We start from the raw sequence: 22,190 nt of genomic DNA on the forward strand, positions 1-22,190 counted from the left end.
TAATGAAAAAGATTCCGGTAGAAAAAGCAGTAGGAATGATATTATGTCACGATATTACCCGAATTATCCCTGGGGGATTTAAAGGAAGGGCTTTTAAAAAAGGTCATATTATCCAGAAAGAAGATGTAGAAAAACTATTGAAGTTAGGGAAAGAACAGATATATATATGGGAACCGAAAGCTGGTGAAATTCACGAAGATGAAGCGGCGCTTCGTATAGCCCGGGCAGTAGCAGGAGAAAATGTAGATTATGATGAACCGAAAGAAGGAAAGTCTGTTTTAAAATCAAAAGAGAAAGGTGTATTTAAAATTAATTTTGAACTTTTATACCGGATAAACTCTATTAAAGATATTTCTATTGCATCTCTTCCTCAGAATTTTATAGTGGATAGGGGTCAAAAATTAGCCGGTGTTCGAATTATCCCTCTGACTACCAGGGAGGAGAATTTAATTGAAATCGAAGATTTATGCCGGGGAGAAAGTAAAGTCTTTGAAATTAAAAAATATAAAAAATTAAAAACTGCTCTGATAACTACGGGCAATGAAATATATAAAAAAAGAATTCAGGATAAATTTGGACCGGTAATAAGAAAAAAACTAGAATTTTTTCCAGCCCAATATCTTAGTCAAACTTTTTGTCCGGATGTTATAGAAGAAATAAAAAAAGAAATTTTACATTTTAAGCAGCAAGAAGCTGATTTGATCATACTAACGGGAGGTATGTCCGTAGATCCTGATGATCTTACCCCTGGGGCGATAAGAGAGAGTGGAGCAAAAATAGTAACTTATGGTGCGCCGGTTCAACCGGGAAATATGTTTATGATGGCTTATCTGGGTGAGACTGTCTTATTAGGAGTTCCCGGTTGTGCCATGTATTATAGAACTACCATTTTAGACGTAGTACTACCAAGAATATTTGTGGGAGAGATTTTCACCAAAGAGGATTTTATAAAGATGGGAGAAGGAGGATTTTGTTTAAATTGTGCAGTTTGTCGCTATCCCCAATGTTTTTTCTGCTGGTGAAATAAAAAGGAGAGAGAAAAAGATGGATTTTTATAAGGATATAAAAGAGAAATTTTTTAATCTAATCATAGAAGATGACTTATTATCCCAAAAAGTAGAAGTAGTGAGTGCCCGATCTTTAACCCCCCAAGAAGTGATCGGAAAACCAGAGCGCAATGATTTTCCTCTATTAAAAGGGAAAGAAGTAATGCTTCAAGCAGGGTTTAAAGGGAGTTTAGGGCAGGCTTTTACGGATATGCCGGGAAATTATAGCGGTAGTTTACAGGAAATTTTAAATCTGCCTCTGGATAATAATTTTAATAGGGCGGTTTTTATTTCTACTGTAAATGCGGTGTTGCGATACCTAAATTATATTTGTAAAACAGTTCACTGCAAAGATAAAGAACCGGGAGAGTGCGCTGCTCACCTGGCAGATTATATCAAAGAGCGATTTGGCAATCCTCGTATCGCTTTTATCGGAATGCAGCCAGCTATGGTGGAGGCTTTAGCAGCTCAATTTGAAATCAGAGTAGTAGATTTAGATCCAGATAACCTGGGGCAAAGAAGATGCGGAGTATTAATAGAGGATCCTGCTCATACCCAAGAAATATTATCCTGGGCAGAGGTGATTCTGGCTACCGGAACTACCGTAGTTAATCACACCCTCACTTCATTGTTAATAGGAAAGCCGATACTATTTTATGGAGTGACTATTGCCGGAGTTACTTACCTTAAAGGGTATGAACAATACTGTTACTGCGGACATTAAAGAAAACCAGGAAAGAGGAAAATTTATGAAGAAAGTACTTAAATTATTAGTATTAGGATTATTAGTTTTTGCATCTTTTGGTGAATGCGCGCCCTTGCCTTCAAAAGCGCTTTCTATCGGTATGGCGGTAGAATTTATGGACCATGCTGCCTGTGCCTACATAAGTCAGGATAAGGGCTGGTTTGAGGAAGAAGGCCTAAATCTGAATTCCTATGAAAGTTATGTAACCGGCATGGCTTTGGCCTCTGCCCTGGCTCGGGGCGACATTCAGGTGGCCTATATGTGTTTAATACCGGCGATAAATGTCTATGCTAATGCTGAAGTTCCTATTAAAATAGTAGCCGGGACCCATAAGTACGGTTATGGTTTGGCGGTTAATCCCGAGAAGATAAAAAATGTTAAGGATTTAGAAGAATCAGGAATTCGTATCGGATGTGTCAGGGAAGGCGGGGCAGTAGATGTGCTTCTCCACAAAACGATAGATAAATATAATTTAGATGAGAAAAAAATATTAAATAATATCCGGCGAATGAACCCTCCAAAACAGGTCTTAGCTATTAAAACAGGGCAATTAGATGCTGCCTTTCTCCCTGAACAATGGGCTACTATGGCTGAAGCTTTTGGTTTTAAAATGCTGCTAACAAGTCAGAAAATCTGGCCGGAGATGCAGGGGAGCGTTCTGGTAGTCAAAGAAGAATTGATAAGAGACACTCCTGAAGTCGTGGAAAAATTAGTAAGAATAACCCAAAAAGCGACTGATTGGATTAATCAAAATCCTCGGGAAGCGGCGGAGATTGTAGCTCGGCAATTGCAGGAAGCCGGGGGAAACCTTTTCCCTGTGGAAATAGCCGGTATAGCTACTCAGACAGAGATGACTCCCGAGGTTTTATTAAAGTCTATGGATAGGTTGGAATATGTCACCGGCATTGATCCCGAAGTAGTTCAAGAAACCATAGATTATGTTGTTCAATTAGGTTACATTAAAAGCAGTTTTAAAGCCGAGGAAATAATAGATTTGAGTTTGATAAAACCATGAAAAAAGTAAAAATATTTAAATTAAAATGGGAGATAATTCCCATTATTATCTTTCTGGGAATATGGGAGATCATTGCCCGTTTTGATCTGTTCCCCGGACAATTTTTCTTTCCTTCTTTTTTTACGGTAGCAAAAGAGTTTTGGTATTTAAGCACAAACGGGGTATTAGGACCTAATTTCTTCAGCAGTTTAATCCGGGTTCTTATAGGTTTTTTTATGGGTTCTTTTACCGGATTATTGATGGGAATTATGATGGGATGGAACTATTTAGCCCATAAGGCATTAAATCCTATCATCAGTTTACTTTATCCTATTCCTCCCCTGGGGTGGCTTCCTTTATTGATGTTGTGGTTCGGTATCGGTGAGATCTTACCGATTGCCATTATATTTATCTGCTCCTTTTTTCCTATCCTTTATAATACCATCACCGGGATTAAACAAGTTAATAAGAATTATATCTTTGCAGCCAGAACGTTAGGTGCTTCTGACTTAAAGATTTTAAGTACCGTAGTCATTCCCTTGGCTCTACCTAATATTTTTACCGGACTGAAATTAGAATCAGGGATGGCCTGGCGGGTAATCATAGCGGCAGAGATGGTAGCCATTCCCACCGGGATTGGTGCCTTAATGATGAAGGCGGAAAGTCTTATTCGTATAGATATTATTATAGTATGTCTAATGGTTTTAGGGTTAATGTGTCTTTCTTTTGAGAAATTTTTTGCCTACTGGGAAAAAAAGCTAACCAATCGATGGAGATAATATGTCATCTATCAAACTTAAAAACATTTCTAAATATATCTGTAAAAATATTGATTTAGAGATATTTGATAAAGAACTGTTGGTCTTACTGGGACCGAATGGGGCAGGAAAAAGCACTTTATTAAATGTTATAGCCGGGTTAATTGATTATGAAGGATCTGTGTTATTTGATGGTAATCCGATAGACGGATTGCCTGCTAACATGAGGAAAATAGGTTACTTATTCCAAGAACTAAATTTATTTCCTCATTTAAATGTGGCTGCTAACATCGCTTATGGTTTGAGAGTGCAGAAAAAACTGTCTAATAAAATAAAGCTAAAAGTTGAAGAATTTCTTCAAATAATGAAAATAAAACACTTATCGTCTCGTTTTCCCAAAGAATTAAGCGGGGGAGAAAAGCAGAGAGTAGCCTTAGCGAGGGCTTTAGCTAATTCTCCGCGCATTCTACTTCTTGATGAGCCGATGAACAGTTTGGATTACCGTACTTCTAAATATCTTCGAACCGAATTTAAAACTTTGCAGAAAAAATTGGGAATCACTACCCTTTACGTTACCCACAATTTTTATGAGGCGGAGGAAATGGCAGACAGAATTGCCGTTCTTGATAAAGGAAGAGTAGAGCAAATTGGTCCTCCCCAAGAGATATTTTTTCACCCAACGGAGGCAGTTAATGATTTTATCGGGGCACCCAATATTTTAACTTGTGATGACTGTAACAGGTTAAGTTTTGGGTTAATAGAGGTAAAATGTGGAGACATTTCTTTGTTAGTTTCCAGTGAAAGAGAGAAGATAAAGAAGATAGCAATTTTACCGGAAGATATCTATCTTTCCGATGCTATTCCTCCCGGTCCTGGTATAAACAGGGTCAAAGGCAGATTAATAGAAATTTGGGAATCACCTTCTACGGTATACTGTACCGTAGGAATCGGAAGAAATTCTCTGAAGATAAAATTACCTCAGGAGATATTTGTTAGTATGAATTTGAAGACCGGTGATGAAGTATGGTTGATCCTGACGCTTCGAAAATTAAAGACCATCACTGATAGTGAATAACTTTTTGAATAGAAAAATAAATTAATTTTCAATACTTCAGATATCAATAATTTAAATATCTTGGTCAAGAAATGGGAATAACTAAAAAAAGGATCAATTTTTTTAAAAAAAGAAGATTTTTTAGTTTTTATGTGATATACTACCTTTAATGATAGTATGGAACAGTTTTCTATATAATGGAACATAATGATGAAAGGAAAACCATCAGATGAGTTCAATTGAAAAATCTATAAAGATTTTAAATTATCTTAGCGAAATAGAAAGAAGCGTAGGAATAACTGAATTAAGCGCTCAATTATCCTTCCCCAAGAGTACCATCCACCGAATACTAAATACCTTATCAAAATATTCACTGGTTACCCAGGAAGAAGAAACATCCAAATATAAATTAGGTCTGCAAGTAGTTAAATATTCAAATTCATTTTATAACTCTTTTGATTTTAGGCAAATCGCCAAACCTATTCTAAAAGAAATTTGTTGGGAAACGAAGCTTACTACTTTTTTAACTATTTGGTACAATAGCAAAGGCATTTGTATAGACTCAATAACTCCTTCTTTTGATACAAATACCCATCTTTTTGTTGAGATTGGAAAGAAAATGCCATTTCATTGTGCTGCTTCAGCCAAGGTTCTTTTGGCATATCGACAGCCAAAAGAAATTAATAGTATTATCAATAAAAAAAATCTGCATAAATATACCTCCAAAACCATAACAGATCCCCAAGAATTAGAAAACCATTTAAAGCAAATAAAAGATAAGGGATTTGCTTTTTGCGATGAAGAACTCGAAGAAGGTGCGAAAGCTATTTCAGCCCCCATTAAAAATATTAATAGAGAAGTTGTTGCCAGTATCACTATTACCGGGTTGTCCAGGAGGATATCTAAGAACAATATAGGAAAACTTACCGCCATTTTGCTTGATGCATCGCAAAAATTATCCGAAATGCTGGGACATAAGAAGGAAAAATATTTATATTGAGAGAAATAGAGGAATTAGAAAATTTGGAAAGATTTCATTAAGCTCTAAAATTTCTATTTTAGGATAAATAATATATTAAAAGGAGAGAAAATATCAATGGCGAAAGTAATTTTAATAGCCTTAGGCGGAAATGCAATAAAACAATCAAACGAAAAGGGATCTTCAGAGGAACAATTCAATAATTGCAGGAAGACCACCAAACATATTTCGGAAATTATCAAAAATCTCGACCAGGAAGATCGGTTAATCATCACCCATGGAAACGGACCGCAAGTCGGCAATTTAATGGTACAGCAAAAGCTATCTCAAGAGGTTGTTCCGGCTCATCCTATGGATGTAGTAGGGGCTATGACCCAAGGTCAAATTGGTTATATGCTGCAGCAGACCTTGATAAATCATCTGAAAAAAATGGCACTTGATGTACCGGTTTGTGCCATAATCAATCAGGTCCTGGTAGACAAAAATGACCCGGAATTTTTTGGAGATAAAGCTTCCAAACCAGTGGGTAATTTTTTGACCGCCGAAGAAGCTAAAGAGATGAAACAGAATAACCCTCAATATATAATTAAGCAAGTTAAACCCAACGGAGAGCGTTGTTGGAGAAGAACTGTCCCTTCACCGGATCCTATATCTAACCTGGAAGCTGAAGTGATTAAAAAGTTAGTCAATGCAGGGGTAGTTGTCATTGCTTCAGGTGGTGGAGGTATCCCGGTGTTAGAAGACGAAAAGGGAAATTACCAGGGGATTGAGGCAGTGATAGATAAAGACCTTGCCGGAGAGAGATTAGCGGAAATAGTCGGTGCCGATATTTTTTTAATTCTTACTGATGTAGAGGAAGCGAAAATTAATTATGGCAAAGATAATGAGAAAGGTTTGGGTAAAATAACTTTCAAAGAAGCTAAACAATATTTTGATGAAGGGCATTTTCTGGCGGGAAGTATGGGACCAAAGGTGAAAGCTTGTCTAAGATTTTTGGAAAATGGGGGGAAGAAAGCCATTATTACCTCTTTGGATAATGCTTTAGAAGCCTTAAAAGAACAAAGCGGGACGATAATAGAAAAGTAAGATGATGGACTAAATATTACCCGGAGTACAAGGCACTATGATGGTTGGTATCGTGGGGTTGCCGGTAAGACAAAAGATATAAAATGTAAAGGAGTAAAAAATGTTAAAAGGAAAAGATGTTTTGAACGCTGCCCAATTTTCACTTAAAGAATTAGATTTGATCATGAATACTGCTGCGAGATTTGAAAAAAGAGTGAAAAGCGGAGAGGTGATTAACAGTTTGGAAGGCCAGGTAGTAGCCAGCCTATTCTTTGAACCGAGTACTCGCACCCTACTTTCTTTTGAAACAGCCATTAACAGATTGGGTGCTCGAGTAGTCAGTATGGCAAATGCTGCCACTTCTTCTGTAGCCAAAGGAGAAACACTGGCTGATACCATAAGAACAGTAGATGGTTATGTAGATATTATTGTGATACGTCATCCTATGAAAGGTTCTGCCCAGATTGCTGCCGATAATGCTATTCACCCGGTAATTAATGGTGGTGACGGGGCAGGACAGCATCCCACCCAAGCCCTTTTAGATCTTTATACTATTCGCAAGGAAAAAGGAATTTTGAGTGGACAGACCATTACTTTTTTAGGTGATTTAAAAAACGGAAGAACCGTTCATTCCCTTGGTTACTTTATGACTTTATTCCAAAATAAAATGATCTTTGTATCTCCCGAATCTTTAAAAATGCCTGCAGAAATAACTCAAGATCTCAGGAGCAGAGGAGCGGAAATTGAAGAAACCGAAGATGTGGGAAAAGCATTATCTGACAGCGACCTGGTTTATGTGACGAGAGTACAAAGGGAAAGATTTGAAAATCCTGAAGAATACGAAAAAGTTAAAGGTGTGTATGTAATAAATAGAAAAATGATTAAAAAAGCGAAAAAAGGTATCACTATCCTTCATCCCTTGCCGAGAGTTGATGAAATTGCTATCGATGTTGATGATTATGAAGGGGCAGCATATTTTCGGCAGGCACATAATGGACTTTATGTGAGAATGGCTCTTCTGGCTTTAATAAGCGGAAAAGAATAAACTTCAATATGGACGGTAATAATTTAGATAAGAAAATTTTTCGATTAGAGAACACTATTTTTTTTCATTGTATTTTGATAAAATCATTGTTTTTTTTATTTGATTTGTATATGATAGATTACAAATTTTGTGAAGGAGAAGTATTTACATGAACTTACAAATGTTAATAAATGCTGTTCTGTTGGGGGGATTATATGCCTTAATGGGCATCGGTTTTTCCTTGCAGTGGGGTATTAGCGGAATCATTAATTTGTCCTATGGAGCAATGGTTATATTAGGTTCTTATATTTCCCTGGAATTTTTTAATTTATTTCACCTCGATCCTTTTATCAGTATGATAATTTCTGGCGGTATCCTTTTTGTCATAGGAGCAGGAATATATCGCACCCTCTTACAACCATTACTTAAAGGTGGAATTGTTTTTACCCTTATTTTAACTTTTGCTTTTCGATTGGTGATAGAAAATATTATCCTGAAGGTGTGGTCTGCTGATTATCGTACTATACGTGTCACTTACGCTGGTAGTAATTTTCAATTTGGCGATGCCTATATTCCCTTAATAAAGTTTTTAGTTTTCTTTGTGGCTGCCATATTAATTTATTTGACCTATCTTTTTATGATGAACACGAAAACCGGGAAAGGAATTCAGGCAGTTGCCTTGGATAAAGAAGGAGCACAGGCGGTAGGGATAGATGTAGAAAAAATGTACCTAATTAATTTTGCTTTGGGAACTGCTTTGGCAGGATTAACCGGTTCTCTTTGGGCAAGTATCTATAGTTTTTCTCCCCATCTTTTAGGTCCCATCGTGGGGAAGGTATTTATTATTGCCATACTTGGTGGATTGGGAAATATCTGGGGTGCAGCTGCCGGAGGATTGCTCCTGGGGATTGCAGAAACTGCGGGGGCAGTATTCCTTGGTTCGGAGTGGCAAGAAGCTATCGGTATGGTCATTATGGTAAGTGTGTTACTCTGGAGACCATACGGACTTATGGGGAAAAAGTTTTTTGGATAATTTAGGAATTATTTGAAACGAGAGGAGCGTAGGCAGGTGTTCAATAATAAAAAAGTAAATGTTTTTTTAATAATACTCGGAATAATTATATTTTTCTTTTTACCGCGCTTTATATCAGGTTATTGGGTTAGGGTGATTACTACTATCTTTATGTATGCGGTAATTGCTCAAGGAATGAATCTTATGTCCGGTTATATGGGCTATCTTCCTTTTGGTAATGCCATGTTTTTTGGGATAGGAGCCTATATTACTGCTATTGGTATGAGTAAAGGGATGTCTTTTTTGGCTGTTTTACCCTTATCCGCTCTAACTGCAATCTTGGTTAGTATTTTATTTGGACTCCCGGTGCTGAGACTTCGAGGTCATTACTTTGCTATTGCTACTATTGGTATGAGTGGAGCAATTTTATCGGTAGTGCAAAATGCTACCGAGATAACCGGAGGGGCAATGGGAACCACTTTACCTATTATTAATAAATCTCCGGAAGTAACCTATAATTACTTCTATTTAGCCATGTTAGCCTTAATGGTCATCACCAGTTTAACCATATATTTGGTAGTCAAGTCAAAATTTGGTTTTGGGATACGAAGTATCAAGGCAAATGAAGAAGCAGCAAATTCTATGGGGATCAATACCACTTATCATAAAGTAGTTGCCTGGGCAATAAGTGCTTTATTTACCAGCATAGCCGGTGCTCTTTACGCCTACTGGATGTCTTTTATTGGTCCTGAAGAAGTTTTCGATGTCATGATCGCAGTTAATACTATTGTTATTATGCTTATTGGAGGAGCAGGCAGTGTTTTAGGTCCCATCATTGGTGCATTTGTCATTTCTCTATTATCCGAGGTAGTTTGGGGCACTTTTCTTGAGTATCATCTCGCTGTATTGGGAATTATTATTATTATCATTGTATTCTTTGTGCCCAAAGGAATTACCGGGACTATAGCTGATCTTATAAAAAAAAGAGAATTAAGACTAAGAAAGAAGGTGAGTGTATAAGGTGGGAGAAAATAATGTAATTTTAGAAATACAGGCTGTAAGTAAGCATTTTGGAGCTTTAAAAGCAGTAGATGAGGTCAGCTTTGAAGTAAAAAAGGGAGAAATAGTTGGCTTAATTGGCCCTAACGGTGCAGGGAAGACCACCCTTACCAATCTTGCCACCGGTGCTTTTCCTAAAACCGCCGGTAAAGTAATTTTTAAAAATTTAGATATAACTAATTTAAAACCTTACCAGATAGCCCGGTGTGGATTGACCCGTACCTTTCAAGTAGTGAAACCTTTAATCGGAATGACGGTTGAGGAAAATGTGTTGGTCGGCTCCCTTTACGGAAGGGATAAGAGAAATACTGATATGAAAAATGCATCCAAAAGAACTAGAGAAATAATAAATTTGGTAGGTCTGGCGAGTAAAAAGGATGCTTCGGTAAGTGATATTACTTTACCTGATTTGAAAAAAATGGAATTTGCCCGAGTTTTGGCTATGGAACCTGAAGTATTATTTTTAGATGAAGTTATGGCGGGTTTAAATCCCACAGAAGCTGAAGAGGCAAGTACTTTAGTTAAAAAAGTCAGGCAGGAAAAAAATTTAACTATCGTATATATTGAACATATTATGAAAGCAGTAATGGGCATTTCCGATAGAATTGTAGTTTTACATCACGGCAGAAAGATAGTTGAAGGTATCCCTCAAGAAGTAGTGAATAATTCAGCAGTTATTGAAGCCTATTTGGGGAAGAGGTATGCCAAGGAGGTAAATAATGAAGGATAATATATTATTGAAAGTTTCCGATCTTGATGCAGGTTATGAAAGTATTCAAGTTCTGTGGGGTATAAATTTGGAAATAAAACAAAAAGAGGTAGTGTGTGTAATTGGAGCAAATGGAGCAGGAAAAAGTACTCTATTAAAGAGTATCGTAGGCATGGTGTCCTCATCCAAAGGGGAAATATTATATTCGGGAACCAATATTAGTAAAATGATATCTTCTGAAAGAATAAAAATGGGAATCGGTTTTGCTCCCGAGGGAAGACATTTGTTTTTTGGCTTAACCGTAGAAGACAATCTTTTAATGGGTGCTTTTCAAAGGAAGTATGATCAAAGTGTAAAAGAAGACTTAGATTTTGTCTATACACTTTTTGAGCCGCTAAAAGGATATAGGAAAAAACTTGCCGGTAATTTATCCGGTGGCGAACAACAGATGTGTGCCATAGGAAGAGCCTTAATGTCTCATCCTACCCTGCTTATCATTGATGAACTTTCTTTGGGATTAGCCCCGGTAGTGGTAGATGATCTGATTGATATAATAGCCAAATTAAGAAAGGAAAGAGGAATTGGCATATTATTGGTGGAACAAGACGTAAAAGTTGCTCTTGATATTGCAGATAGAGGATATGTATTGGAAGCAGGCGCGATATCTATTCATGATAAAGCCGATAAGTTAGCCAAGAACGAACATATAAAGGCCGCTTATTTGGGGGTAGCTTAATAATTAAGTACAGCATGAAGACCTGGTAAAGTGATTCTTGAAAGTAAAATGAAAAAGGAAGGTGATAAATGAGATAAAACAAGAAATAATAGAGATACTGAGAGCTGTTTACAGAATTTTCCAATTAAATAGAACGGAGGATAAAAAAAGTGAAAAAAGTAATAATTATTATCATGTTAATCAGTATGTTATTGCTTGGTTTAACCGGGATAGTATCTGCTCAGGAAAATATAATAAAAATTGGAGTCGCAGTTTCTTTGACCGGTAAAATTGCTTATGAAGGAAGATTGGTTAAGGATGGATACGAAGTATGGGAAGATTGGGTCAATAGTCATGGAGGAATTACTGCCGGAGGGAAAAATTATAAAGTAAAGATGGTTTATTATGATGATGAAAGTACTCCGGTAAGAGGTGCAAAACTAACCGAAATGCTGATCACTCAAAATAAAGTAGATTTTCTATTTGGTCCCTTCTCTAGTGCTATTACCTTTGCCACTACAGCCATTGGGGAAAAATATAAAAAAATTACCATTGCCCCTGAGGCAAATGCTGTTAATATTTATGAACGAGGTTACAAATATGTATTTTCAGTTCTTCCCCCGGCTCCTATGTTAATGGTACCTATAGCCTATATGGCAGAGAATTTAGACCCTAAACCGAAAACAGTAGCTATTATAGCCGCAAATGATCTGTTCCCATTAAGTTGTGCTGAAGGATTTAGAGATAAATGTAAAGAATTAGGATTCGATGTGGTGCTTTTTGAAAAGTACCCTGCGGGTGCCACCGATATATCTACCTTACTTACTCAAGTGAAAAACTTAAATCCTGATATTTTAGGTGTTGCCGGCTACACTGCAGATAGCTTAATGGCTATTAGACAATGTAAAGAACTGAATATTAATCCTAAAATTTATGCTTTTTCAGTAGGAGTGATGATTCCCAGCTTTATATCGGAATTGGGAGCAGACGCCGAATATGCTTTTGAAGGTGAATGGTGGCTGCCAGGTATGAAGAATAGTGATAAAGTATTCGGAACTACTGCAGATTACGTACAAGCCTGCAAAGATAAATTCGGGCCTGACTATATGCCCGAATATCATGTATCAAGTGCCAGTGCTGCTGGAACTTTACTTCAATTAGCTATAGAAAAGGCTGACTCAATTGAAACCGAAAAAGTTAGAGAAGCTTTATCTACTCTTGACTTAGAACTTGCTACTTGGCCGGCAGTAGCTTTTAACGAAAAAGGACAGAATATTAAATGGCCGCATCCCGTAGTACAAGTTCAAAATGGCAAATATGTCATTGTATACCCTGAATCTTCCAAAGAAAATACTCCTACATACCCAGCACCAGAATGGAAGGATAGATAATATAAAATCATCTAAAGTAGGGGTTGTAATAAATTTGCAACCCCTATGCAATTTTAAAAAATTTGTTATTAACGATTATTTTAAAAATTTTTACTCGATATAAAACTAATATATGGAATTATCATTTATTATTAGCAATATTAGTATGGTAGTATATCAATCCTTTATCTGGTTTTTTAAAGGAAAAATTATGAAGATCATTAGAAATAGTAATTTATGCTATGCTTGTAAAACTTGCCAATTAATCTGTTCCTTTCACCACACTAAAACCTTCTGGCCAGATCGTAGCAGTATATATGTAACTCGCAATCCTCAAGATGGCACCATAAAATGGCGCAAGGATATATCCTGTGATCAATGTATCAACGAGAAAGAGCCTTTATGTGTCAAATACTGTATTTATGGAGCACTTCAAGCGATAAAAGAGGCAAGAGAATATGATTAAAAAAGGAAGCATTAAAGGCTGCCTTGCCGGTAAAATTTTACGGGTAGATTTATCGAATAAGAAAATATGGACTGAAGATACTAAAAGTTATGCTGAAAAAACATTAGGCGGCAGAGGGATTAATTCCCTTATTATGATTAATGAGATAGAGCCTAAAATAAAATGGTATGATCCGGAGAATCTTCTCTGTTTTGGAGTAGGGTCTTTAGTGGGAACAATGGCTCCTGGTGCTTGCAGGGTAGATGTTTCCACCATCAATGTATTTAGCGGAGGAAAAGGTTCAGCCAATGTCGGAGGTTTCTGGGGGGCAGAATTAAAATATGTTGGATATGATAATATAATTATTATCGGTAAATCAGAAAAACCAGTTTATTTATTTATAAATGATAACCAAATTGAGATTAGAGACGCTAATTTAATATGGGGTAAAACTGTTTTTGAAACAGAAAAAATATTACGGGAAAGACTGGGTGATAATGACCTAAAAATTGCTGCCATCGGACCAGCCGGAGAAAATCGGGTTAGAGGCTCTGCAATTATTATCGATACCGCAAAAGCTGCAGGTGGCTCGGGAGTGGGCTGCGTTATGGGAGATAAAAAACTTAAAGCGATTGTCGTTCGAGGGCATGGAAAAATTGAAGTTGATGAACCGGAAAGATTTATGAGAACAGTAGCGAAATGCTACCAGCAGTGTAAGAATGAACCTAATACGAAAATGATGCAGAAAGCCCCATTGAATCTATATTCCGATCCTGAATGGAAAGGATGGGATACTAATATTGTGGTTAAAAATGGACAAGATGATCAATGGGAGAAGGAAAATAGAGTCAGGTTAATGAATTTTAAAACAGGTGTCCCTAATATGCAAAAAGGAGTACGTGCTTGTTATTCCTGTCCTACTGGATGCATGCCTTATATGGAAATAAATAAAGGAAAATATAAAGGTAATAAAGGGGAGGGTTTTTGGATTAATACCATTATGGGACATGCTTGCCGCTTTGATATTTCAGATCCTGAATCGGTGGTAGAGTCCTGGTTGCTTACCAATGAATTAGGATTAGACGGTGATTATGTGGCAGCTGGGTTATCCTGGGTTTTTGAATTATATGAAAAAGGCATTATAAATAAGGAAGATACAGAGGGTTTAGAATTGACCTGGGGGAATGGAGATGCCTTAAATAAATTGATTAAAAAGCTGGCTTATCGAGAAGGAATTGGAGATTTATTAGCTGATGGCATGTTAGAAGCGGCAAAAAAGATCGGTCATCATTCAGAATATTATCTTATTCAAGTAAAAGGCCAGCCTTCAATTGAACCTTTTCGTGTTACCAAGGGCTGGGCGTTGGCTGTATCTACCTCGCCTGTGGCGGGGAGACATTTAAGAGGAGCAACTATGGGAGGCAATAGATATGGTCCTAAACCGAGACCTAGTAATTTTAATGTAATTAATTACGAAAATCAAGCAAGTGGAGTAGTATGGCAGGGAAAAACGAAAGAATTAGAAGATAACCTGGGTATCTGTAATTACGTAGGAACCTGGTCTGGTGCTAATTTTCTTACCATAGCAGATTTTGCAGAGCTTATTAATGCTGGAATGGGTCTTGATTTGACTGAAGATGAGCTGATGAACCATTATGCAGTCATAGGCAGAAATATTGAAAAAGCATTTAACACATTACACACTGATATGTCTCGCAAAGATGATCTTCCACCCCAGAGGTTTCGGGAGGAGGAAGTAAAATCCGGACCTTATAAAGGTTTTAAAATAGAGGAAAATAAATACAATGGGATGCTTGATGAATTTTATAAACTTTGGGGATGGGATAAAACAACGGGGATGCAGACCAGGACAGGTTTGGAGAAACTCGGATTAGAAGATGTTGCTGAAAAGATAGCAAAACAGGGTAAGTTAATTGACAAATAAGTAATACTATATTTTTTCACAGGAGGTTTATTTTGAAAATATTGTGTATCAATCCTAATAGCTCATCTGAAGTAACCGAGGGTATTGAAAAAATTTGCCAAGAGTATGCTTTACCAGATACAGAAGTAAAGGTTATATCGATTAAAGAAGCCCCCACCGGTATAGAAAGTTATCATGATGCTGCTATTTCTGAAAAATATTTATTGGAAAGATTTCAAAAATGGAAAGAAAAATATGATGGATTTATTATTGCCTGTCATAGTGATATAGGTGTGGACTTACTGAGGGAATTGACGGATAAACCAGTTATAGGTATCGGAGAAGCTTCCATGCTCTTGGCTTTGCCTTTAGGGCATAAATTTAGTATACTTTCTTTAAAAAGAAAAAAAATTCCTCAAAAAGAGGATTTAGTAAAAAAATATGGTCTGGAGAATAGGTGTGCATCTATTAGAACTACCGGATTGGGAGTAGTTGCCAATGATAAAGAGAAAAGAGAAAAGCTTATTCAAGAAGGAGAAAAGGCAGTAAAAGAGGATAGAGCAGAAGTCCTTATCCTGGGATGTGCAGGGATGGCTGGAATGGATAAAGAGATTGAAAAAATAATTGAAGTTCCGGTTATTGATGGAGTAGTTAGCGCATTGATGTTAATAGAATCACTTATCAGATACGGAGCATCAACAAGCAAAGTGGGCAAATATTTATAAATAAATATATTGCGAAAAAACTATGGTAGGGGTCATAACCATTTAATTTTTTCTTATTTTTCCTGCTATAATAGTTTAAAATGAAATTAGAAATGTGTTGGTTGATAAAGATATTGAAGAAGTAATATCCGGAGGATAAACTATGAAAAAGCTTGATCTCGTAATCAAGTCAGACAAGGTATTTATTGAGGGTAGGATGATAGATTGTTATGTTGGAATAAAGGACGGAATAATTACTACCATCAGTAAAGAAAAATTAGAGGCAGAAAAAGTTATTGATGCAAGAGGCAAAATGGTTCTGCCGGGAACCATAGACCCCCATGTTCATATCAGGGCTCCCGGGCATGATGAAAGAGAGACCTTTGAAAGCGGCACAAAAGATGCTGCTTTGGGTGGGGTTACTACCGTAATTGAAATGCCTATCTCTCTTCCACCTCCACATTCCCCAGAAATAGTGAAAAGAAGAATGAACATCGCAGACCAGGAGGCTGTCGTCGATATAGCTTTTTTTGGAGCGGCAGGAACGGATTGTATAGATGATGTAATCTCTTGTGCTAAATCTGGTATAGTTGCTTTTAAAACCTTTTTACATGAAGCGCCTCCCGGAAGAAAAGAGGAGTTTGTAGGGCTTACTGCACCAAATACCGGCGACCAGTATGAGCTGATGGAAAAAGTTGCTCAGACTGGAGTAATGATTGGTTTTCATACAGAAAATAATGATATGGTTAATAAAAATATTGCACGCTTAAGAAGTGAAGGAAAAATATCCCCCATATATCACGGGAGGTCTCGTCCGCCAGTTGTCGAGATTGAGACAGCAGCAAAGATTTTACTCTTTGCTGAAAAAATTGGCGCAAAAGTAGAAATTTGTCATATTACTACACCGGGGGTTGTAGAATTAGTAAATAGAGCAAAATCTAAAGGAGTATATGTTGTAGCAGAAACCTGTCCTCACTATTTGTTTCTTAATGAGAATGCCCTTAATAAAGTAGGGGTATTTGCCAAATGCAACCCTCCCCTAAGAGGTGAAGAAGAAAGACTGAAAATGTGGGAATTTGTAAGAGATGGAAGTATAGATATTATCGGAAGTGACCACGCACCTTATACTAAAGAGGAAAAAGAAAAGGGAAGTGAAGATATCTTTACTCCTCCTGCGGGATTCCCAGGGTTGTCAACCAGATTGCCCTTGCTTTTTACTGCGGTAAAGGAAGGGAAAATTAAATTAGATAAAATGGTTGAACTTATCTGTGAAAATCCGGCAAGAATATTTGGTTTATATCCCAGAAAAGGAACGATTACTGTGGGCTCTGATGCGGATTTTGTGATATTTGACCCTGATAAGAAAGATATTATTTGTAAAGATAAGATGTTTACTAAATGTAGAGATAGTGCCTTAGTATATGACGGATGGGAAGTTTACGGAAAACCGGAAAAGACTGTAGTCAGAGGAACAGTGGTCTTTGATAAAGGGAAAATAACCATTTCTCCGGGATATGGGGAAATTATAAAAGTAAGCAGAAATTAGTGATTTGGATTATGATAAGGGTGTGTTCTCAATTACACCTGAATTTCTTTAATTATATTGAGAGTTAAGTGGGGGGAAATCTATGGATAAAATTAATTTAAGGAAATTAGCAGAACTGAATAACGAAAAGGCTATAAAAGCAGTAGAAGAAGCCATTCAACTCTGTAAACCGGCGAAAGTAACCGTTATAACCGATTCGAAAGAAGATATTGACTATGTAAGAGAATTAGCTCTAAGGAATGGAGAAGAAAAGACATTAAAGATGGAAGGTCATACTATTCATTTTGATGGCTATTATGATCAAGGCAGAGACAAAGTCAATACCAGATATTTATTATCCCGAGAGGTAGATTGGGGTACCAATATTAATTCGATAGAAAAAGGTAAAGGCCTTAAAGAAATAGTTTCTTACTTGGATGGTAGTATGGCCGGAAAGGAGATGTTGGTAAGATTTTTTTCTCTCGGTCCCACTGCTTCGGTATTTTCCTTAAAAGCCCTGCAGATAACTGATTCTGCTTATGTTGCCCATAGTGAAGACCTTCTCTATCGGCAAGGGTATGAAGAATTTAAAAAACTTAATGGTTCCCCCGATTTCTTTTTCTTCCTTCACTCTGCCGGAAGATTAGAAAATAATGTAAGCACAGATATAGATAAACGGAGGATTTATATTGACCTCGAAGAAAATAGAGTATACTCGGTTAATAATCAGTATGCTGGTAACTCTTTAGGATTAAAGAAATTGGCTTTCAGATTAGCAATTAAAAAGGCCAACGAAGAAGGGTGGTTGGCGGAACACATGTTTATCATGGGTGTTCATGGACCAAAAGACCGGATAAGCTATTTTACCGGGGCTTACCCCAGTGCTTGCGGGAAGACCAGTACCGCCATGATCCCCGGTCAGACCATAGTGGGTGATGATATTGCTTATCTTAAAAAAATTGACCGGGTAATCAAGGCGGTCAATATGGAATCAGGGATATTTGGCATCATCCATAGTGTAAATGCGGAAGATGATCCGGTGATCTATCAGGCTTTAATTACACCGGGTGAAATTATTTTTTCTAATGTCTTGATCAATAACCAAAGCCCTTACTGGGAAGGGATGAAAAAAGACATACCGGATAAGGGAATTAATTTTTCAGGCGAGTGGTTCAAAGGTAAAAAAGATAGCCAGGGCAAGGAAATTCCTTGTTCCCATAAGAATGCAAGATATACCCTTAGATTAAAGGAGCTAAAAAATATTGATCCCAAGGCCAATGACCCTGAAGGGGTACCAATAAAAGCTATTTTTTATGGGGGAAGGGATTCTGATACGACTATTCCCATTGTGGAATCACTTACCTGGGCGCATGGTGTTTTTTTGGGAGCTACCGTTGAATCCGAAACCACTGCCGCAACCCTTGGTGCTCGAGGAGTGAGGAAATATAATCCGATGGCTAACCTCGACTTTATTTCGGTACCCTTGGGAATATATATAGAAAATCATCTAAAATTTGCCGAGGGGCTTAAGAAAGTTCCTAAAATTTATACCACTAATTATTTCTTAAAAGACGAATCCGGCTATTATTTAAATAGCAAGCTCGATAAGAAAGTATGGCTTCTCTGGGCTGAAGGAAGAGTGCACGATGAATTAGAAGCCGTCGAAACTCCAATCGGACGAATACCCAAATATGAGGATTTAAAAATATTGTTTGTTCGCGAACTGGGAAAAGATTATACCAAGGCCGAATATCTTCAACAGTTTTCCCTAAGGGTAGTAAAATATCTGGAAAAAATGGAAAGGATGACTAAGATTTTTGAAAATATCGAAATGCCCGCTGCCTTTACTGAAGAGTTAAGGGCACAGACCGAGAGATTAAAATCAGCGAAGAAAAAATACGGAGAAGAAATAATTTCTCCTTTTCAATTTTTAGATAAATAAAATTAATGAGTAATAAAATTTGTTATTCTAAAAACAATTGCAGAAGAATAGACTAAACAAGGGGGTGAATTCATCTATTACCTCCTTATTTATTGTAATGCAATTAATTATTTATCTTGACTTTTTTTCTCTTTCTCCCACAAACCTGCCTTTTTTAAAATTTTCTGTACTCCGCTTGGGCTAATTATTTTTTTGTCGTTATTTTCCCGACAGATAATCAAAGCTATAGTTCGTCTACCCCATAAAGGATGTTTCTTTTTTAAGTATATTATTCTATCCTTATACTTTTTATTGATGCTTCCTAAATCTTTTTGAGTAGACTTTTTTGTTTTTCTAATTCCCTCTAATCCGTTTTCTAAGTAACGTGGGTACCATCTTCGAAAGGTATTAATAGCGACCCCAGCTTTGCGGCTGGATTGAGTAATATTGCCAGTTTTAAGATAGGTCTCTATCAATAGTTTTCTCTGCGAAAAAGTGGTTATTTTATTACATCTTCTTTTTTCTTCTCCCATAATCGTGCCTTTACGTAGAATATTTACTTGGTATTTTAAAACTCTTCAGGCTACTAGTCAACCGTAAAGTAACCACTAATTTGAAATATTTTTTAAAAAAAAGAAGGATATCAGAAAACCATGTCGTAAGTATAAAAATAGTGACCGAATTTCTGCATTATGAATAATATATTCACAATAAGGAAAAATTAAAAAACAGGGAAGAATCAAAATTATACTATTTAATTTAAATTTTAAATTAAAGGAGATTTTATTAAATGAATAAGTTCATTTCCCTTAAAACCAACTTACCAGGACCCAAGTCTCAGGAAATTGCTAAAAGGAGAGAAAAATATGTCGCAAAACCTATGGGGAGTTCCCTTTCTCCCTGCTATATTGCTCACGGTGAGGGGGCCTTGGTGACTGACGTAGACGGTAATCAATTTATTGACCTTACTGGTGGATGGGGATGTCTGGCCGTAGGACATACCCATATAAGAGTAGTAGAAGCTATTAAGGATCAGGCAGAAAAATATCTACATACCGATTTCACTGCCATACCCTATGAATCACTGGTAGAACTGGCTGAGAAATTAGTAGAGTTAGCTCCTGGAAATACTCCCAAAGCAGCGGCTTTTTTCAACTCCGGTGCAGAGGCGGTAGAAAATGCGGTAAAGATTGCCCGGGCTCATACCAAAAGACCGGCTATTATCGTTTTCGAAAACGCCTTTCACGGCCGTACACTCCTGACCATGACCATGACTCATAAGGCGATGCCCTATAAATATCACTTCGGACCCTTTGCCCCAGAGATATACCGGCTCCCTTTCCCCAGTTCTTCTTATCCCATGACTAATATGAAAGATTTTGAAAAAAATCTGCTAAATACGGTAACCCCTGAATCTGTTGCTGCTATTGTTATCGAGCCTATCCAGGGAGAAGGAGGATTTAATGTCCCTCAGGAAGGATTTTTGGAATATTTGAGAGAACTGACCGATAAATACGGCATGTTATTTATAACCGATGAGATTCAGACTGGGATAGGTCGAACCGGAAAATTTTTTGCAATAGAAAATTGGGATATAGAACCGGATATAATCTGTTTAGCTAAATCTTTGGCTGCCGGCCTGCCCCTTTCGGCAGTGATTGCGAAAAAAGAAATTACCGATACTCTCCCCGGAGGATGTATTGGCGGAACTTATGTAGGTAATCCGATAGCCTGCCGGGCAGCTCTGGAAGTGCTAAAGATTGTTGAAGAAGAGCACCTTTTAAATCGAGCCCAAAAGATTGGAAGAAGATTAAAAGAACGATTTTTTCAAATGAAAGAGAAATATCCTCTGATAGGAGAGGTTCGGGGGATGGGAGCGATGATAGCTATAGAATTGGTAAAAGACCATAAGACTAAGGAACCGGCTGTTCAGGAAACGGCCTTGATCGTTCAGGAATGTATCAAGAACGGTGTATTTATTGCTACTGCCGGAATCAATAAAAATCTTATTAGAATGTTAGTTTCACTCGAGATTAGCGATGAACAGTTAGATGAGGCTTTGGGCGTGTTGGAGGAGGCAATGGGTAAGGTTTAAAGTAAAAGACCTTTATGTCGCTGCCCTTGAGAATGATTGTACCCGGCTTATCTATTTAGAAATCCTAAAGGACAAGAAGACATCTATCCTAATTCATTTGACTCAATCAAAGATTTTATCTATAATTTAGGAAACTTCTTATTTGAATATAACCACTTAAGAGGGCACGGGAGGATTTATTATCAGACCCCCCTAAGAAAAGTTAGAAAAAGTTACCGAATTATTGAGATAGTACAACAGATGCCTTAATTAGAGACGGGATCACCAGCAAATGTGATATGGCTATCGTGACCGAACCGTCTGCCGCCTTTGCTCCCAAAAATATACACAATCCCTGTTTACTTATTGGGGCAAGGGGGCGTTATTTATATGAAATTCAGGTTAAGAGAAAAGCTGCGCACGGGTCAATGCCCTATTTAGGTGTAAATGCAGTCGTCGATGCCTCTAAGATCGTTTTAGAGTTACAGAAGATGAAATTAGGATTTCATCCTTTCTTGGGAGAAGGATCTCTCTGTGTCCTCGTGATAGAAGGTGGGGGAGAGACACTTTCCGTTCCTGATAAATGTAGAATATTAGCTGATAGGCAGGTGGTTATAGGCGAAACCGAAGAGAGAGTAAAGAAAGATGTCGAAGAGGCTATTAAAAATTTAGATATAAAATCAGAAGTCGAAATTGGATTTCGAAATGCCCCTTATCCGGAAGCAAAAGAATATGGATCTTATATTACCTCACAGGAACATAAATTGGTGAAGGAATTTGAAAATTCCTTTGAAGAATTATCTGGCCAAAAACCGGTCTTAAGTAGTTTTGTCAGCGTAGGGGATTTTAATTATCTAGGAGATAAAAATAGAGCGAATCTCCCCACTATAATCATTGGTGCGGACGGAGACAATGTCCACTCCCCGGAGGAATATGTAGATTTGGAAAGTGCAACAGAGATCACCAAAGTACTTATCGGAGGATTAATTAACTTATTATGCGCAGAAAAAAAATAGCAATTCTTGGTTTTTGCCGGTACCCTATCATGCTCGCGAAGGTATTCGAGA

21 protein-coding genes are annotated in these 22,190 nt (G+C 37.2%); 20 read left to right on the forward strand and 1 reads right to left on the reverse strand.

The features are described from left to right. The first annotated feature begins 2 nt into the window (after positions 1 to 2). The 18 genes from ENO17_06575 (at position 3) to ENO17_06660 (ending at position 19,070) form a co-directional block, all read left to right on the forward strand. Positions 3 to 1,022: a molybdopterin-binding protein gene (locus ENO17_06575; GenBank protein ID HER24695.1), complete on the forward strand. Its 1,020-nt coding sequence runs from the start codon at positions 3 to 5 to the stop codon at positions 1,020 to 1,022. Between the two features lie 22 nt (positions 1,023 to 1,044). Next, complete coding sequence (locus ENO17_06580) at positions 1,045 to 1,770, forward strand: hypothetical protein (GenBank protein HER24696.1); 726 nt, start codon at positions 1,045 to 1,047, stop codon at positions 1,768 to 1,770. A gap of 25 nt (positions 1,771 to 1,795) precedes the next feature. Beyond that, entirely contained in the window at positions 1,796 to 2,806 is a 1,011-nt protein-coding gene (locus ENO17_06585) for a nitrate ABC transporter substrate-binding protein (GenBank protein HER24697.1), read from the forward strand. Continuing rightward, positions 2,803 to 3,564: an ABC transporter permease gene (locus ENO17_06590; GenBank protein ID HER24698.1), complete on the forward strand. Its 762-nt coding sequence runs from the start codon at positions 2,803 to 2,805 to the stop codon at positions 3,562 to 3,564. The genes ENO17_06585 and ENO17_06590 overlap by 4 nt, the downstream gene beginning before the upstream one ends. A 1-nt stretch (position 3,565) precedes the next feature. After that, a complete protein-coding gene (locus ENO17_06595; GenBank protein HER24699.1) occupies positions 3,566 to 4,618 on the forward strand; it encodes an ABC transporter ATP-binding protein in 1,053 nt (350 codons plus the stop codon). Between the two features lie 208 nt (positions 4,619 to 4,826). Next, a complete protein-coding gene (locus ENO17_06600; GenBank protein HER24700.1) occupies positions 4,827 to 5,597 on the forward strand; it encodes an IclR family transcriptional regulator in 771 nt (256 codons plus the stop codon). 96 nt (positions 5,598 to 5,693) lie between these two features. Next, the gene (arcC, locus tag ENO17_06605) at positions 5,694 to 6,662 is read left to right on the forward strand and encodes a carbamate kinase (protein ID HER24701.1); all 969 of its coding nucleotides are present in this window, start codon (positions 5,694 to 5,696) and stop codon (positions 6,660 to 6,662) included. Between the two features lie 100 nt (positions 6,663 to 6,762). Beyond that, positions 6,763 to 7,686, forward strand: a complete 924-nt coding sequence (gene pyrB / locus ENO17_06610) for an aspartate carbamoyltransferase (GenBank protein HER24702.1) — start codon at positions 6,763 to 6,765, stop codon at positions 7,684 to 7,686. Between the two features lie 148 nt (positions 7,687 to 7,834). Further along, positions 7,835 to 8,698, forward strand: a complete 864-nt coding sequence (locus ENO17_06615; protein HER24703.1) for a branched-chain amino acid ABC transporter permease — start codon at positions 7,835 to 7,837, stop codon at positions 8,696 to 8,698. A 36-nt stretch (positions 8,699 to 8,734) separates the two neighbouring features. After that, positions 8,735 to 9,697 (forward strand): branched-chain amino acid ABC transporter permease, encoded by a 963-nt coding sequence (locus ENO17_06620; GenBank protein HER24704.1) that lies wholly within the window; start codon positions 8,735 to 8,737, stop codon positions 9,695 to 9,697. A gap of 19 nt (positions 9,698 to 9,716) precedes the next feature. Then, on the forward strand, positions 9,717 to 10,466 hold the full coding sequence (locus tag ENO17_06625; protein HER24705.1) for an ABC transporter ATP-binding protein: 750 nt from the start codon (positions 9,717 to 9,719) through the stop codon (positions 10,464 to 10,466). Then, the gene (locus ENO17_06630; protein ID HER24706.1) at positions 10,456 to 11,181 is read left to right on the forward strand and encodes an ABC transporter ATP-binding protein; all 726 of its coding nucleotides are present in this window, start codon (positions 10,456 to 10,458) and stop codon (positions 11,179 to 11,181) included. Before ENO17_06625 ends, ENO17_06630 begins: the two co-directional genes overlap by 11 nt. Before the next feature lie 149 nt (positions 11,182 to 11,330). Next, the gene (locus tag ENO17_06635) at positions 11,331 to 12,551 is read left to right on the forward strand and encodes a branched-chain amino acid ABC transporter substrate-binding protein (GenBank protein HER24707.1); all 1,221 of its coding nucleotides are present in this window, start codon (positions 11,331 to 11,333) and stop codon (positions 12,549 to 12,551) included. A gap of 190 nt (positions 12,552 to 12,741) precedes the next feature. Next, complete coding sequence (locus tag ENO17_06640; protein HER24708.1) at positions 12,742 to 12,996, forward strand: hypothetical protein; 255 nt, start codon at positions 12,742 to 12,744, stop codon at positions 12,994 to 12,996. Then, positions 12,989 to 14,920, forward strand: coding sequence for a hypothetical protein (locus ENO17_06645; GenBank protein ID HER24709.1), 1,932 nt, complete (start codon positions 12,989 to 12,991; stop codon positions 14,918 to 14,920). The genes ENO17_06640 and ENO17_06645 overlap by 8 nt, the downstream gene beginning before the upstream one ends. A 32-nt stretch (positions 14,921 to 14,952) precedes the next feature. Further along, a complete protein-coding gene (locus tag ENO17_06650; protein ID HER24710.1) occupies positions 14,953 to 15,624 on the forward strand; it encodes an Asp/Glu/hydantoin racemase in 672 nt (223 codons plus the stop codon). 142 nt (positions 15,625 to 15,766) lie between these two features. Then, entirely contained in the window at positions 15,767 to 17,149 is a 1,383-nt protein-coding gene (locus ENO17_06655; GenBank protein ID HER24711.1) for an allantoinase AllB, read from the forward strand. Between the two features lie 82 nt (positions 17,150 to 17,231). Beyond that, a complete protein-coding gene (locus tag ENO17_06660) occupies positions 17,232 to 19,070 on the forward strand; it encodes a phosphoenolpyruvate carboxykinase (GTP) (protein HER24712.1) in 1,839 nt (612 codons plus the stop codon). Between the two features lie 107 nt (positions 19,071 to 19,177). Here ENO17_06660 and ENO17_06665 read toward each other — a convergent pair whose 3' ends face one another. Further along, positions 19,178 to 19,582 carry a helix-turn-helix domain-containing protein gene (locus ENO17_06665; protein ID HER24713.1) on the reverse strand — a complete coding sequence of 135 codons (405 nt, stop codon included), beginning with the start codon at positions 19,580 to 19,582 and terminating at the stop codon, positions 19,178 to 19,180. Positions 19,583 to 19,839: 257 nt separating this feature from the next. Here ENO17_06665 and gabT point away from each other — a divergent pair, with 257 nt between their 5' ends. Continuing rightward, positions 19,840 to 21,144, forward strand: coding sequence for a 4-aminobutyrate--2-oxoglutarate transaminase (gabT, locus tag ENO17_06670; GenBank protein HER24714.1), 1,305 nt, complete (start codon positions 19,840 to 19,842; stop codon positions 21,142 to 21,144). A 278-nt stretch (positions 21,145 to 21,422) separates the two neighbouring features. Continuing rightward, positions 21,423 to 22,139 (forward strand): M20 family peptidase, encoded by a 717-nt coding sequence (locus tag ENO17_06675; GenBank protein ID HER24715.1) that lies wholly within the window; start codon positions 21,423 to 21,425, stop codon positions 22,137 to 22,139. Positions 22,140 to 22,190: the final 51 nt, after the last annotated feature.

The organism is Candidatus Atribacteria bacterium (assembly GCA_011056645.1).
Classification (GTDB): domain Bacteria; phylum Atribacterota; class Phoenicimicrobiia; order Phoenicimicrobiales; family Phoenicimicrobiaceae; genus Sediminicultor; species Sediminicultor quartus.

What these genes read in the sequence shown, in the direction of transcription:
- ENO17_06665 (HER24713.1), bottom strand. Translation starts at nt 19,582, where the DNA reads ATGGGAGAAGAAAAAAGAAGATGTAATAAAATAACCACTTTTTCGCAG.
- ENO17_06580 (HER24696.1), top strand. Translation starts at nt 1,045, where the DNA reads ATGGATTTTTATAAGGATATAAAAGAGAAATTTTTTAATCTAATCATA.
- arcC (HER24701.1), top strand. Translation starts at nt 5,694, where the DNA reads ATGGCGAAAGTAATTTTAATAGCCTTAGGCGGAAATGCAATAAAACAA.
- ENO17_06585 (HER24697.1), top strand. Translation starts at nt 1,796, where the DNA reads ATGAAGAAAGTACTTAAATTATTAGTATTAGGATTATTAGTTTTTGCA.
- ENO17_06590 (HER24698.1), top strand. Translation starts at nt 2,803, where the DNA reads ATGAAAAAAGTAAAAATATTTAAATTAAAATGGGAGATAATTCCCATT.
- ENO17_06630 (HER24706.1), top strand. Translation starts at nt 10,456, where the DNA reads ATGAAGGATAATATATTATTGAAAGTTTCCGATCTTGATGCAGGTTAT.
- ENO17_06655 (HER24711.1), top strand. Translation starts at nt 15,767, where the DNA reads ATGAAAAAGCTTGATCTCGTAATCAAGTCAGACAAGGTATTTATTGAG.
- ENO17_06595 (HER24699.1), top strand. Translation starts at nt 3,566, where the DNA reads ATGTCATCTATCAAACTTAAAAACATTTCTAAATATATCTGTAAAAAT.
- pyrB (HER24702.1), top strand. Translation starts at nt 6,763, where the DNA reads ATGTTAAAAGGAAAAGATGTTTTGAACGCTGCCCAATTTTCACTTAAA.
- ENO17_06640 (HER24708.1), top strand. Translation starts at nt 12,742, where the DNA reads ATGAAGATCATTAGAAATAGTAATTTATGCTATGCTTGTAAAACTTGC.
- gabT (HER24714.1), top strand. Translation starts at nt 19,840, where the DNA reads ATGAATAAGTTCATTTCCCTTAAAACCAACTTACCAGGACCCAAGTCT.
- ENO17_06645 (HER24709.1), top strand. Translation starts at nt 12,989, where the DNA reads ATGATTAAAAAAGGAAGCATTAAAGGCTGCCTTGCCGGTAAAATTTTA.
- ENO17_06600 (HER24700.1), top strand. Translation starts at nt 4,827, where the DNA reads ATGAGTTCAATTGAAAAATCTATAAAGATTTTAAATTATCTTAGCGAA.
- ENO17_06575 (HER24695.1), top strand. Translation starts at nt 3, where the DNA reads ATGAAAAAGATTCCGGTAGAAAAAGCAGTAGGAATGATATTATGTCAC.
- ENO17_06660 (HER24712.1), top strand. Translation starts at nt 17,232, where the DNA reads ATGGATAAAATTAATTTAAGGAAATTAGCAGAACTGAATAACGAAAAG.
- ENO17_06615 (HER24703.1), top strand. Translation starts at nt 7,835, where the DNA reads ATGAACTTACAAATGTTAATAAATGCTGTTCTGTTGGGGGGATTATAT.
- ENO17_06675 (HER24715.1), top strand. Translation starts at nt 21,423, where the DNA reads ATGGCTATCGTGACCGAACCGTCTGCCGCCTTTGCTCCCAAAAATATA.